The 13,060-nt window shown below is 71.4% G+C and carries 10 protein-coding genes and 1 pseudogene; 4 read left to right on the top strand and 7 right to left on the bottom strand.

Going from position 1 to position 13,060, the window contains the following annotated elements:
• Window positions 1-10 precede the first annotated feature (10 nt).
• Complete coding sequence (ileS, locus tag ETD85_RS52510) at window positions 11-3,190, bottom strand: isoleucine--tRNA ligase (RefSeq protein WP_138697359.1); 3,180 nt, start codon at window positions 3,188-3,190, stop codon at window positions 11-13.
• 474 nt (window positions 3,191-3,664) lie between these two features.
• Here ileS and ETD85_RS52505 point away from each other — a divergent pair, with 474 nt between their 5' ends.
• The 3 genes from ETD85_RS52505 to ETD85_RS52495 are packed head-to-tail and all read left to right on the top strand — an operon-like array spanning window position 3,665 to window position 5,533.
• The gene (locus ETD85_RS52505) at window positions 3,665-4,054 is read left to right on the top strand and encodes a TraR/DksA family transcriptional regulator (protein ID WP_206059438.1); all 390 of its coding nucleotides are present in this window, start codon (window positions 3,665-3,667) and stop codon (window positions 4,052-4,054) included.
• Between the two features lie 26 nt (window positions 4,055-4,080).
• Entirely contained in the window at window positions 4,081-4,611 is a 531-nt protein-coding gene (gene lspA, locus ETD85_RS52500; RefSeq protein ID WP_338087252.1) for a signal peptidase II, read from the top strand.
• Entirely contained in the window at window positions 4,604-5,533 is a 930-nt protein-coding gene (locus ETD85_RS52495) for an RluA family pseudouridine synthase (protein WP_138697357.1), read from the top strand. Before lspA ends, ETD85_RS52495 begins: the two co-directional genes overlap by 8 nt.
• A 109-nt stretch (window positions 5,534-5,642) precedes the next feature.
• Here the strand turns inward: ETD85_RS52495 and ETD85_RS52490 are convergent, their stop codons facing one another.
• Genes ETD85_RS52490 through ETD85_RS52465 form a run of 6 tightly spaced genes read right to left on the bottom strand, consistent with a single transcriptional unit; the run spans window position 5,643 to window position 12,541 of the window.
• Entirely contained in the window at window positions 5,643-7,046 is a 1,404-nt protein-coding gene (locus ETD85_RS52490) for a serine/threonine-protein kinase (RefSeq protein ID WP_138697356.1), read from the bottom strand.
• 10 nt (window positions 7,047-7,056) lie between these two features.
• The gene (locus tag ETD85_RS52485; protein ID WP_138697355.1) at window positions 7,057-7,368 is read right to left on the bottom strand and encodes an AzlD domain-containing protein; all 312 of its coding nucleotides are present in this window, start codon (window positions 7,366-7,368) and stop codon (window positions 7,057-7,059) included.
• A complete protein-coding gene (locus ETD85_RS52480; protein ID WP_138697354.1) occupies window positions 7,365-8,027 on the bottom strand; it encodes an AzlC family ABC transporter permease in 663 nt (220 codons plus the stop codon). Before ETD85_RS52480 ends, ETD85_RS52485 begins: the two co-directional genes overlap by 4 nt.
• An 11-nt stretch (window positions 8,028-8,038) precedes the next feature.
• Window positions 8,039-8,878, bottom strand: coding sequence for an AraC family transcriptional regulator (locus ETD85_RS52475; protein ID WP_240779999.1), 840 nt, complete (start codon window positions 8,876-8,878; stop codon window positions 8,039-8,041).
• Complete coding sequence (locus ETD85_RS52470; protein ID WP_138697353.1) at window positions 8,875-10,725, bottom strand: serine/threonine-protein kinase; 1,851 nt, start codon at window positions 10,723-10,725, stop codon at window positions 8,875-8,877. Before ETD85_RS52470 ends, ETD85_RS52475 begins: the two co-directional genes overlap by 4 nt.
• A gap of 10 nt (window positions 10,726-10,735) precedes the next feature.
• On the bottom strand, window positions 10,736-12,541 hold the full coding sequence (locus ETD85_RS52465) for a serine/threonine-protein kinase (RefSeq protein ID WP_170247328.1): 1,806 nt from the start codon (window positions 12,539-12,541) through the stop codon (window positions 10,736-10,738).
• Window positions 12,542-12,828: 287 nt separating this feature from the next.
• Between ETD85_RS52465 and ETD85_RS52460 the strand changes: the two are divergent.
• Window positions 12,829-13,060 (top strand): annotated as a pseudogene (locus ETD85_RS52460) (hypothetical protein); the annotation flags it as partial.

Below are 13,060 nucleotides of genomic sequence, written 5' to 3'. Positions count from 1 at the left end.
TTCCATGCACCTATATGTATTTTTTTTTTTTACAGATACGGAGACCCCCCAGATGTGTATAAGCGACAGAGGTCAGGGCGAGGTCCTCGTCCGTGTGGGACGCCACGTCCTCCACCGTGCCCTCCGTGACCGTGGTCGCCAGGACCTCCTCCGCCACGACCCGTCCGTCTGCCCGCAGCGCCTGCGCCAGGTCAGGGGACGTCGTGGTCCACCACAGGTCGATGCGGTCCGTGATCGACAGGCCGGTCGACTTGCGGGCCTCCTGGACCAGGCGGATGACCTCGCGCAGGAGGCCGGCGCGGCGCAGGGCGTCGGTGAGCTCCAGGTCCAGGGCCACCGTCTCGCCCGTGCCCGTGCCGATCGCCCCCGTCTCCACGGCCCAGCCCGCACGGGGCTGCTCGTTGACGATCACTTCGTCGGGGCCGAGCATGATCTCGCCCAGCGAGTCCGCCTCCACCATGACTGTGGAGCCCGAGCGCAGGGCGCGGGCCACGCGCGTGGGGTCGGCGGCGGTCACCGCGGCGGCCACGAGCTTGGTCTGGGAGCCGAAGCGCTTGCCCAGGGCCCGGAAGTTGGGCTTGACGGAGTAGGACACGAGATCGGCGCTGAAGCCTGACATGTCCTCAAGGGTCTGGACGTTCAGCTCGTCCGCCACCAGGCCCCTGAGCTCCTGCGGGAGCGACGGCCAGCCGTGGGCGCCCACGAGGGCGCGGCCCAGCGGCTGACGGGTCTTGACGCCCGACGAGGCGCGCGCCGAGCGGCCCAGCTCCACCAGCCGGCGCACCAGCGCCATCTGGTCCGACAGCGCCGGGTTCAGCAGGTCCTCGCGCACCTCCGGCCAGGAGGCCAGGTGGACGGAGGAGGGCGCCTCGGCGGAACGCAGGACGTCCCAGAGGTAGTCGGTGATGAACGGCGTGATGGGTGACATCAGCCGCGTCACCGTCTCCAGGCACTCGTACAGGGTCGCGAACGCGTCCTTCGAGCCCTGCCAGAAGCGGCGGCGCGAGCGGCGGACGTACCAGTTGGACAGGTCGTCGAGGAAGTCGGCCAGCCGGCGTCCGGCGCGCTGGGTGTCGTAGACGTCCAGGGACGCCGTGACCTCAGCCACCGTCCTGTGCAGCTCGGCCAGCGCCCAGCGGTCGAGCAGCGGGCGCTCGGCCGCGGGCGTGGCCTCGGCCAGCATGGCCGGCGACCACGACTCGGCGTTGGCGTAGAGGGTGAAGAACGAGGAGGTGTTCCAGAGCGTCAGCAGGACCTTGCGGACGATCTCCTCCAGCGTGTTGTGCCCCACCCTGCGGGCCGACCACGGCGAGCCCGAGCAGGCCATGAACCAGCGCAGCGCGTCGGCCCCGTGCTGGTCCATCAGCGGGATCGGCTCGAGGATGTTGCCCAGGTGCTTGCTCATCTTGCGGCCGTCCTCGGCCAGGATGAGGCCGAGGCAGAGCACGTTCTCGTAGGAGGACTGGCCGAAGACGAGCGTGCCGACCGCCATCAGCGAGTAGAACCAGCCGCGCGTCTGGTCGGTGGCCTCGCAGATGAACTGCGCCGGGTAGAGGCCCTCGGGCTTGCCGTGCTCGCCCCACTGCGCGAAGGGCATGGAGCCGGAGTCGTACCAGGCGTCGATGACGTCGGGCACGCGGCGGGCCTCGGCGCCGCAGGACGGGCAGTCGAAGGTCACGTCGTCGACGTACGGGCGGTGCGGGTCGAGCGCGGAGACGTCCTGGCCCGCCAGGTCGCTCAGCTCGGCCATCGAGCCGACGCACGTGACGTGGGACTCGTCCTCGGAGCACACCCACAGCGGCAGCGGCGTGCCCCAGTAGCGCGAGCGCGACAGCGACCAGTCGACGTTGTTGCGCAGCCACTCGCCGAACCGGCCCCACTTGATCGTGTCGGGGAACCAGTTGGTCTTGGAGTTCTCCGCCAGCATCTGGTCCTTGACCGAGGTGGTGCGGATGTACCAGGACGGGAGCGCGTAGTAGAGCAGCGGGGTGTGGCAGCGCCAGCAGTGGGGGTAGCTGTGCTCGAAGTGGCCGCCGCGGAACAGCAGCCCGCGGGCGCGCAGGTCCTCGGTCAGCTCCTCGTCGGCGTCCTTGAAGAACTGCCCGCCGACCATGGGGACGTCGTCGAGGAAGCGGCCGTCGGGGCCGATCGGGTTGACGATCGGCATGTCGTACCGCTTGATCACGGCGAGGTCGTCGGCGCCGAAGGCCGGCGCCTGGTGGACCAGGCCGGTGCCGTCCTCGACGGTGACGTAGTCGCCGAGCACGACGTAGTGGGCGTCTGGGATGTCGACCAGGTCGAACGGGCGGGAGTAGGTGGTGCGCTCCAGCTCGCGGCCGGTGTAGCGGGCGACCTCGGTCGCCCCCTCGCCGAGCACCGCGAGCAGCGGCTCGGCCACGACGAGGACCTCGCCGCCGGCGGTGCGGGCCGCGACGTACGTCACCTCGGGGTGCACGGCCACCGCCGTGTTGGAGACCAGCGTCCACGGCGTCGTCGTCCAGATCAGCAGCGCCGCGTCCAGCTCGGCCAGCGGCCCCGACGTGACCGGCATGCGGACGTAGACCGACGGGCTTGAGACGTTCTCGTAGCCGCCGGGCTGGCCCAGCTCGTGGTCGGACAGGCCCGTGCCGCAGCGCGGGCAGTAGGGCGTGATGCGGAAGTCGCGGAACAGCAGCCCCTTGTCGAACACGACCTTGAGCGACCACCACACCGACTCGATGTAGGACGGGTCCATGGTCCGGTAGGCCTGCGACAGGTCGATCCAGTAGCCCATGCGCTCGGTCATCTGCTCGAACGCGTCCACGTGCCGCAGCACCGACTCGCGGCACTTGGCGTTGAACTCGGCGATGCCGTACGTCTCGATGTCCTTCTTGCCGGACAGGCCCAGCTCGCGCTCGACGCCGACCTCGACCGGCAGGCCGTGGCAGTCCCAGCCGGCCTTACGCGGAACGCTGAATCCGCGCATGGACTTGTAGCGGGGGAAGAGGTCCTTGAAGACCCGCGCCTCGACGTGGTGGACGCCGGGCAGGCCGTTGGCCGTGGGCGGGCCCTCGTAGAAGACCCAGGAGGGGTTGCCGGCGTTCTGCTCGACGGAACGCTCGAAGATCTTCCCGTCCCGCCAGCGGTCGAGGACCTCACGCTCGAGCGCGGGCAGGTCGACCTGCGCGGGAAGAGAGCGGAAAGCAGACATTTCTGGCGGGACCTCCACGCTTGATACGGCCGGTAGGGCTAGCGTGAAGGGACGAAGCCTCGCGGCCCCGCGGTACCACCCTTCTTGGCCTCGCATGGCGAAGCCCTCTTCATTCAAGTCTGCTGCCGGGTCTAATGAGCTCGAAAGCCGTTCTTCCGGCGGCTCCGGGGTGATATCCCTCACAGTCGGGCCCCATCAACGCCTTGCAGTCTCAAACCATAACGCAGAGTGGAGGCTGAGGCTTCCCAGTTTCCCTGGCGATGCACACGCGTCTCACTTCTGCGGCCACGCCGCCGGTAGCGAAGACGTAAAGCCGACAAAGTTGTGGGAATGGACGCGCCTGAGGAGGAGTTGAATGCGCGAGGCGGGATAGTACGGGGGAGGTAAACCGTCCGGCGGGTCGTTTGCCGTTCCGTTATGTGGATCCTAAGCTGCCCGCACCATTTACGGCCTTGATCAGCAATGGAGGCAGCCATGGCGGCAGTCACGCAGACCGCTACACCGTCGATGTGGTCGGAAGAGGAGCTGGCCGAGGTACGCGGCAGTCTCCAGACCGAGATCGACGAGCTCAACGCGGACATCCTCCGCCACGAGTCGGAGATAGCCTCTGGAGACGTCACCCAGGGAGCCGGCGACGACCAGGCGGACGCCGGCGCGAAGACGTACGAGCGCGAACGCGAGATCGCCCTTACCCTGAATGCGCGCGATCTGGTCGCGCAGAACGAACGTGCGATCGCCCGGATCGACGCAGGGACCTATGGAGTGTGCGAATCGTGCCACAAGCCGATCGGCAAGGAGCGCCTGCAGGCGTTCCCGAGGGCGACGCTGTGCGTGGCCTGCAAGCAGAAGGAGGAGCGCCGGTAGGCAAGCCCCGTGGCCGCCTGTTCGCCGTGCTCATCGTGCTGGCGGCCGTCATCTACCTCGCCGACCTCATCACCAAGACGGTGGTGCTGCGGACGCTTGAGGGGCGAGCGCCGCTGGTCGTCATCCAGGACGTGCTGCAGTTCCGGGTGATCTTCAACTCCGGGGCCGCGTTCAGCATCGGCACGGGGATGACCTTCATCTTCACCTTCATCGCGGCCGGCGTGGTGGTGGCCATCGTGCGCACCGCGCGCAAGCTGGGCAGCAGGTCCTGGGCGATCACGCTCGGCCTGCTGCTCGGCGGGGCGCTCGGCAACCTCACCGACCGGTTGCTGCGCTACCCGTCGGGCATCGGCCGGTCGACGCAGTTCCAGGGGCACGTGGTCGACTTCATCGAGGTGCTCCCCGGCCATTTCCCGATCATCGACTATTTCCCCGTGTTCAACATCGCCGACTCCGCGATCGTCTGCGGCGGCATCCTGGCGGTCATCCTGGCCTGGCGCAACGTCCAGATCGACGGGTCCAGGGAGAGCGCCAAGGAGGTCGAGAAGAGTGACTGAGCAGCGGAGTCTGCCCGTGCCCGACGGGCTGGAGGGCGAGCGGCTCGACGCCGCCCTGTCGAGGCTGTTCGGTTTCTCCCGCACCCGCGCCGCCGAGCTGATCGGCTCGGGCGAGGTGCTGGTGGACGGCCGGCAGCCGGCCAAGTCCGACCGGGTGCACGCGGGCGCGTGGCTCGACGTGACCCTGCCGCCTCCCGTCACCACGCCGATGCCGGTCGCCGAGCCGGTGCCGGGGATGACGATCGTCTACGAGGACGACGACATCATCGTGGTCAACAAGCCGATCGGGGTGGCCGCCCACCCGACCGTCGGCTGGACCGGCTCCACCGTGATCGGCGGCCTGCTCGGCGCCGGGCACACGATCGCCACCAGCGGCGCGGCCGAGCGCCAGGGCATCGTGCACCGCCTCGACGCCAACACCACGGGCGCGATGGTCGTGGCCAAGAGCGAGCACGCCTACTCGTGGCTCAAGCGGGCCTTCAAGGAGCGTACGGTCGACAAGCGTTACCACGCGCTGGTCCAGGGGCACCCCGACCCGTTCAGGGGCACCGTGGACGCGCCCATCGACCGGCACCCGTCGGGCGACGGCCGGTTCGCGGTGGTCGCGGGCGGCAAGCCGTCGGTCACCCACTACGACACGATCGAGGCGTTCAGGTCGGCGTCGCTGCTGGACATCAAGCTGGAGACCGGGCGTACGCACCAGATCAGGGTGCACATGTCGGCCCTGCGCCACCCCTGCGTCGGAGACCTGTTCTACGGCGCCGACCCGACGCTCTCGGCCCGGCTGGGGCTCAAGAGGCAGTGGCTGCACGCGGTCGCGCTGGGCTTCGAGCATCCCTCCACGGGGGAGTGGATGTCGTTCAGCACCGACTACCCGCAGGACCTGCAGAAGGCGCTGGACGTCGTGGCCGCCGAATCCTGAGCCGCCGAAGCTCGAGTGGCCGGGCCCTGAGCCGCTGATTCCTGAGTGGCCGTCTCCCAAGTCGCTGCCGGCCCGCGACGCCGTGTCCCGAGCCGCTGCGCGGGCCGGGTCACTCGCTCTCCTCGCCCTGCTGCTCGTCCCGGTCCGTCCCCTCGACCGAGCCTGGCGTCTCCGACGGGGAGCCCGGCTTCTTCGTCCCGGAACCGGTGGGCTTCGGCTCCTGCGAGGGGCGCTTCCCGGTCGTCGGCTTCCCCGGCTGGTCACGGGTCGGGGGCGGGGTGCTCCGCGAGGCCGGCGGAACGGACGTCACCGGTGCCGACGTACCCGGCGTAACCGGCGAAGCGGATGCCGAGGGCTTGGACGACTCGGCGGTGGTGCCGGACTTGGACACGACGGCGGGCGTGGGCGGCGTGGTGTGGGTCGCGGCGCCGGGGCGGTTGGACCACCAGGCGGCGCCGCCCGTGACTACGGCGACGACGAGCGCCCCCGCGGCGATTCCGGCCAGCGGCAGCCAGCGGCGCCGCCGCCGCGGCGCACCCTCAGCCGGGCCTCCAGCCGAACCCCTGGCCGCACCCGCGGCCAGGCCCCCCGCCGCACCCCCAGCCAGGCCCGCAGCCGAACGCGCGGCCGGGCTGGTGTTCAGGCCCGCGCCCACGCCGGTCGGCAGCGTGACGGGTCTCGTCTCGTCGGGCGGGCCGCCGGTGATGATCCTGGCCAGCCGCCGCTCCGCCTCCTCCAGCGACATGCGCTCGGCCGGGTTCTTGCGCAGCAGGCCGAGCAGCACCGGGCCGAGCACTCCGGCGCGGGCCAGCGGCTCCGGCTCGGCGTGCATGACCGCGCCGAGCGTGGCCAGGGCGTGGTCCCGGTGGAAGGGTGAGTGGCCCTCGACGGCCATGTACAGGGTCACGCCGAGCGACCACAGGTCGGACGCGGTCTGCGCCTGGCTGCCGGCGGCCCGTTCCGGCGCCATGAACGCGGGTGTGCCGATCAGGATGCCGGTCCTGGTCAGGGGCGCCTCGTCCTCGGTGGTGGCGATGCCGAAGTCGGTGAGCACCGCCCTGTTGTCCTCGGTGAGCAGTACGTTGTCCGGTTTGACGTCCCGGTGCAGCACGCCCGCCGCGTGCGCCGCGCGCAGCGCCTCCAGGACCTGTAACCCGATGGCCGCGACCTCGGCGGGCGGCATCGGGCCGTCGTCACGGATGAGCTCGCCCAGGGTCCTGGAGGGTACGAACTGCATGACGATCCACGGGTGCCCGTGCTCCTCCAGCACGTCGTACACGGCCGCCACGCCCGGATGCGCCACCCGGCCGGCCGCTCTGGCCTCCCTGAACGTGCGGACGGTGAACTCGTCGAGCTCGGGCTCCGTCAGGCCGGGCGGCGGCAGGATCTCCTTGACGGCCACGTCCCGGCCGAGCACCTGATCGTGTGCCTGCCACACCGTGCCCATTCCGCCCCGGCCGATCGTCCTGAGCAGCCGATAGCGCCCGCCCACCATCTGTGCTGAATCGGACATGCACCGGCGACTACCCCATAAGCATCCGGACAAGCGCGGTGACGACCGCCGCCGTGGCCAGAACGACCAGAAAAGGGGCGCGGAGCAGGAGCGCCACGATTGCGGATCCGAGCCCGGCGGTACGCGCGGGGTCGAAACTCAGCCCGCCCTCCTGCGTGAACATCTGCACCGCGATCAGCGCCGCCAGCAGCGCCACCGGCACCAGCTCCGCGAACCGGCGCACCGCCGGATGGTCCAGCACCCGCTGCGGCGCGGCCAGGCCGGCCAGCTTGAGCGCGTAGCAGCCCGCGCAGACGGCGGCGATCGCCCACCACAGCGTCATCGCACCATCACCACCAGGACCGCGACGGCCGACAGCAGCACGGGCACGCCGGGCGGGAGGAACGGGGTGGCGCACAGCGCGATGACCGCCGCGACCGCGGCCAGCCGGCGCAGCTCGCCGCTCGCGCTCAGCCGGGGCCACAGGATGGCCAGGAACGTGGCCGGGCCCACCACGTCCAGGCCGAGCACGCCGGGGTCGCCCAGGAACGAGGTGCCGTACGCGCCGGCCAGGGTGGTGAGGTTCCAGGTGAGGTAGAGGCTGACGAACGTGGTCGCGAAGCCCGTACGCGCCGACTCCGGGGTGGGCTGGGCGAGCGTGACGGCCGTGGTCTCGTCGATCACGCCGTGCGCGGCGAGCAGCCGGCGCGGCCCGCGCACCCGCAGCAGCTCGGCCAGCCGCAGGCCGTAGAGGGTGTTGCGGCCGCCGAGCAGCAGCGCGCCCAGGGTCGCGGTCACCAGATCGCCGCCCGCGCCCACCGCCCCGGTCAGGGCGAACTGCGAGGCGCCGGTGAACGTCAGCAGGCTCAGCACGCACGCCTGCGGCACGCTGAGCCCGGCCGTGATCGCCGCGGCGCCGAAGGCGAGCCCGGACAGCCCCACGGCCAGGCCCACGCCGAGACCGTCCCGTATGGCGGCGGAACGGGATGTTGTCTGTTCCATGCCACCTGAGGTTATGTGGTGGGGAAATCGCCGGTCTTGTACGTTCCTGCGCGCTGGTAAGCGGCGGGCGGCACGCCCACGATGCGCTTGAAGTGCCGGTTGAGGTGGGCCTGGTCGGTGAAACCCACCTCGGCGGCCACCTGGGCCGGGCGTACGCCGGTCTGGAGCAGGTGACGCGCCCGGCGTACCCGGAGCGAGGTCAGGTAGGCGTGCGGCGGCAGGCCCGTCGCCGCCTTGAACGCCCGCAGCAGCGCGAACGGCCGCGCGCCCACCGCGTCCGCCAGATCCTCCAGCGTGGGCGGGTCGACGAGGCTGTCGTGCAGCAGGTCGAGGGCCTCCCGCACGGCCCGCCTGCCCTCGGCGGGCACGAGGGCGGCGGGGCGGACGGTCGCGTGCCGGCTCAGCAGCCGCGCGAACAGCGTGCGGCTCAGCGTCGAGGCGGCCAGCGCGTCGCCGCGCTCGGCCGCCTGGTGCGCCCGGCCGAGCAGCGCGGCCACCGCGTCGTCGCGCACCACCTGCTCGGGGAAGTGCGGCGTCCCGTAGGGCGTGCCCAGCTCGGCGGCGATCCCGGCCAGCGCGTCGATCGACGGATAGAGCATGCGGTACGACCACCCGTCCGGCGTCCCGGCCTGGCCGGTGTGCGAGGCGTCGGGGTTGACCAGCACCAGCTCGCCGGCACCCGCGCGATGCAGCGTGCCGCGGTAGTCGAACTCCTCCACGCCGCCGACGATGAGCCCGATGGCGTAGCCGTCGTGCACGTGCCGGGTGAAGCGGTGGGTGACGTAGCGGGCCTTGAGCAGGTCGGTCCCGGGCACCGCGGGGTGCCGCCAGAAGTGGGCCTGCTCCTTCACCGCGGTCTGAACGTCTTGACGAACGTGTCGAAGTAGTGCCGGTCCCGGTCCCAGCGGGCGTCGGGGGCCTCCCAGTAGAGCGCGTACGGGCGGCCGTCGGCGGTATGGAAGCCGCGGTTGATCACGTGGATCAGCTGGCCGCCGCGCATCCGGGTGAACTCCCAGTCGGCCGCCTTGAGGCCGAGGTAGGCGGTGGAGGTGATGCCGAGGCGGGTGTACTGCTGGAACTCGCCCTTCGCCCGGATCTCCTTCTCCAGCCCGAGCCAGTGCGCCTTCGGGTCGTCCCAGGGGATGTCGGGGACGGTCCACTCGACGATCATCTTGCCGGAGGTGCCGGGGCCGGCGATGGAGATGCTGTCCCTTACGGGGTCCTGTACGGCCTGCCACTGCCTGGGGAGGGCGATCGAGAAGCGGCCGGCGGCGTTCGAGTAGGAGCGCCAGCCGGCGGGCAGCGGCCGGTTCGTCCGGGTGGGAGACGGCTTCGGCGTCGGTCCGGTGGTCGGCGGGCTTGTCGTCGCCGGTCCCGTCGTGGGGGTGGGGGAGGGCGTCGTCGTGCTCGTCCCCTGGCTGGACAGCAGCACGCCGGCCGTGCCCAGCACCGCGACGGCGGCCACCGCGGCGGGCACGCCGATCCAGAGCGCCTTGCCGCCGACCCTGCGCCGCACCGGGAGCGTCTGGTGCGGCCGCCCGGTCACGGACGACCCGGTGACCGCCTCTGACCCGCCGCCCGTCGCCAGGTGCGGCCGGCCGTCACCGGACTGCCACCGGCCGGCACCCCGCTGATCGCCGGGGTCTCCGCCTGAGTGCCCGCCGGAGTACCCGCCCGGGGCTCCGCTTGGGTCCCCGCCGGAGTACCCGGCTCGGTCTCCGCTTGGGTGCCCGCCCGAGTACCCGCCCGGGGCTTTGCTTGGGTGCCCGCTTGGGTACCCGGCCGGGTCGCCGTGACGCCCGCCGGCCGGCGCGGCGCCGGCGGCCTGTGCGGCTCCGATGGCCGGCGCGGCGCCGGGAGGTTGCGGGTGGCCAGGTGGCGAGGGCCATCGCGGCGCGGACGCGACCTCGTACAGCATCCTGGCGGCCTGCTCCGCGGGCATCCTGGTCGCCGGGTCCCGCCGCAGCAGCCCCATGATGACCGGCTCCAGCGCGCCCGCCCGCGCCGGTGGCCGGGGCTCGTCGCGCAGCACCGCCGCCACCGTGGCCGCCCACGAGTCGCGCCTGAACGGCGGCTCGCCCTCGACGGCCGCGTAGATCGTCGCGCCCAGCGACCACAGATCCGACTCCGGCCTGGCCGGCTCGCCGTTGAGCCGCTCGGGCGGCATGTACGCGGGCGTGCCCACCAGCCCGCCGGTCGCCGTCAGCCCGGCCTCGGCCTCCAGCGAGGCGATGCCGAAGTCGGTGAGCACGACCCGGCCGTCGTCGGCCAGGAGCACGTTCTCCGGCTTGACGTCGCGGTGCAGCACCCCCGTGGCGTGCGCGGCCCGCAGGGCGTCCAGCACCCGGCCGCCGATCACCGCGGCCTGCCCGGCCTGCAGCGGGCCCTGCTCCTGGAGCACCTGGGCCAGCGAGCGCGAGCGTACGAGCTGCATCACGATCCACGGACGGCCGTCCTCCTCGACGACGTCGTGGATGACGATCACCGAGGGGTGGTCGAGGCGGCCCGCCGCCCTGGCCTCCCTGATGGTCCTGCTGTTGAGCTCCGCCCGCTTGGCGTCGCCGACGCCCGAGTAGCGGACCTCCTTGATCGCCACCGTACGGTCGAGCAGCTCGTCGTAGGCCCGCCAGACCACGCCCATGCCGCCCTCACCGAGGGGCTCGATGAGGCGGTATCGGTTGCTGACCTGCCTTTCCACGCAGGGAAGCCTACTTCTTGGGCTTGAAGCTCGCGACGAACCCCTCGAAGAAGTGGTAATCGTCCTTCCAGTGACTCTTCAGGGTGTGCCAGTAGATGGCGTAGGCACGCCCGTTGTGGGTCGTGAAGCCCCGGTTGCGCACGCGGGATGGGCCCGTGTCGGTGTTCCAGGTGAAGTCCCAGTCGGCGGCGGCCTTCATGTAGTCGAAGTCCTTGACGTCGACCTTCTTGATGTCGAGCTTCTTGTAGCCGCCGAAGTTGTGCTTGAGCGACGGCTCCTGCTTCTTCCAGTCCTTGTACGGGTCGGTGCCCGGCTTCGCCGCCTCTTCGACCATGACGTAGGCGTTGGACGCGCCGCCGGGACCCTTGAACCTGACCTGCCGGCCCTGGCGCTCCCACACTTCCCAGCCCTTGGGCAGCCCGATCGAGAAGCCCATCTTGTCCTTGTACATCTTCCAGCCGGCCGGCAGCGGGTCCGCCTTCTCGGTGGGGGACTTGGTCGGTGTCGGCGACGGGCTGGCCGAGGGCGTGCCCGACGCGGTGGCCGAGGGCGACGGGGAGGTGCTCGCCGAGGCCTCCTGCGACGGGCCCGAGGAGGTGATGGCCGCCTGCGTCGGATCCGGGTCGGACGTCTCCGGCGCGGAGCGCAGGCCGAGATAGCCGGCCACCGCGGCGACGAGCAGGACCGCGACCGCGGCTCCGATGACCGTCGCGGCGCGCCGATGGCTCTCCGGCTTCGCCGCGCTCATCGTGGGCTGGGTGCGCGGCCTGGGCTCCACGGTCGGCGCGGGGGTGATCCGCGCGCCGGTCTCGGGGAGCGCGACCGGGGGCGGCGCCAGGTTCGGGTCGGTCGGGGTGTCGTCCTCGGCGGGCGGAGCCGCGGGCATGGACAGGGGCGGAGGCGTGGGCGCGGGCCTGCGCTTGGCCTTCGGCTTCGCCGGGGCGGGCGCGGGGAACTGCTGGGCGGCGGGGAACTGCGCGGTCGGCGGCGGGCTCGCCTGCGCGATGGCGTTGCGCAGCAGCCGCTGCGCCTCCTCGTACGTCAGCCGCTGCACGGGCTCCTTGGTCAGCAGCCCTTCGATCACACCGGCCAGCGGACCCGCGTGCGTGGCGGGATCGGGCTCGTCGGTCAGCACGGCGTGCATGGTCGCCAGGGCCATCCCGCGCTCGTGCGGCGAGCGGCCCTCCACGGCCGTGTACAGCGTGGCGCCCAGTGACCACAGGTCGGACTCGCGCCGCGCGGGCAGGCCCTTGAGCCGCTCGGGCGCGATGAACGCCGGTGTGCCCGCCAGCCCCGTCACCGTGAGCTGCGTCTCGGTCTCCAGGGTGGCGATGCCGAAGTCGGTGAGCACGACCCGGCCGTCGTCGGCCAGGAGCACGTTCTCGGGTTTGACGTCGCGGTGCAGCACTCCTGACTCGTGCGCCCGGTGCAGGGCGTCCAGCATGGCCAGGCCGATCTCGGCCACCCGCTTGGGCGGCAGGGGCCCGTCCTGCTTGATCACGGCGCCCAGGGACCGCGACTGGACGAGCTGCATGACGATCCAGGGACGGCCGTCCTCCTCGATCACGTCGTGGACGACGATCACGTTGGGATGCTCGAATCTGGCCGCCGCCCTCGCCTCGCGCATCGTGCGCCGGTTCAGCAGCTGCACTTCCTCGCCCAGGGCGGCCGCGTACCGGACCTCCTTGACCGCTACCGTGCGGTCGAGAAGCTCGTCGTGGGCTCGCCAGACGATGCCCATTCCGCCCCTGCCGATGGGTTCCTGCAGCTGATAGCGGCCGGCGATGCGGCGTCCGTCCTGCTTGCGATCCGACATCAACGGCCTCGTACCCTCCTCTAGGCCAGGAAATACTCCCATAGCGAGGGATCAACGGCGACTCGCCAGAAGGTCAGTCCGTCATGTGAGAAGGCTCGTCCAGCAGGTGGAGGGCTGGGTGTAGGGTTCAGATATGACTTGTCGCCACGCGTTTACCGAGCCGGCTCCGGGAGGGCCGGTCGGCAGCTAGCGACCACCTGGAGTCGGCACGAGGCAGAGACATCCCGTCTCTGCCTTTTTGGTTTTCCGCCGGCTTCTGGAAGGCCGGCCCGAAATGGGGAGTCGAGATGTCATCGACCTTGGAACGGCAGGCTGTGGCGGTGGGCGAGCTGCTCGTCGGCGAGGGGCCTGCCGTGGTGATCCGGGGGCGGGTGAGCTTGCGGCGGCAGGACGGGCAGGGGGCCGCGTACGCGGTGCTCCAGAACCTCGCGCGCCGTTATGGGGTGCGCCAGGACGGCACGTCCGGGGACGAAGTGCGCCGGGGCGGGGTGCTGCAGGACCTGCCTCTTATACACATCT

The organism is Nonomuraea zeae, from assembly GCF_005889725.1.
GTDB lineage: Bacteria > Actinomycetota > Actinomycetes > Streptosporangiales > Streptosporangiaceae > Nonomuraea > Nonomuraea zeae.
This window is presented reverse-complemented; position numbering and strand designations above follow the sequence as displayed.

Coding starts and splice junctions, on each gene's coding strand:
- ileS (WP_138697359.1), bottom strand. CDS start 3,190: ATGTCTGCTTTCCGCTCTCTTCCCGCGCAGGTCGACCTGCCCGCGCTC.
- ETD85_RS52505 (WP_206059438.1), top strand. CDS start 3,665: ATGGCGGCAGTCACGCAGACCGCTACACCGTCGATGTGGTCGGAAGAG.
- ETD85_RS52490 (WP_138697356.1), bottom strand. CDS start 7,046: ATGTCCGATTCAGCACAGATGGTGGGCGGGCGCTATCGGCTGCTCAGG.
- ETD85_RS52485 (WP_138697355.1), bottom strand. CDS start 7,368: ATGACGCTGTGGTGGGCGATCGCCGCCGTCTGCGCGGGCTGCTACGCG.
- ETD85_RS52480 (WP_138697354.1), bottom strand. CDS start 8,027: ATGGAACAGACAACATCCCGTTCCGCCGCCATACGGGACGGTCTCGGC.
- ETD85_RS52465 (WP_170247328.1), bottom strand. CDS start 12,541: ATGTCGGATCGCAAGCAGGACGGACGCCGCATCGCCGGCCGCTATCAG.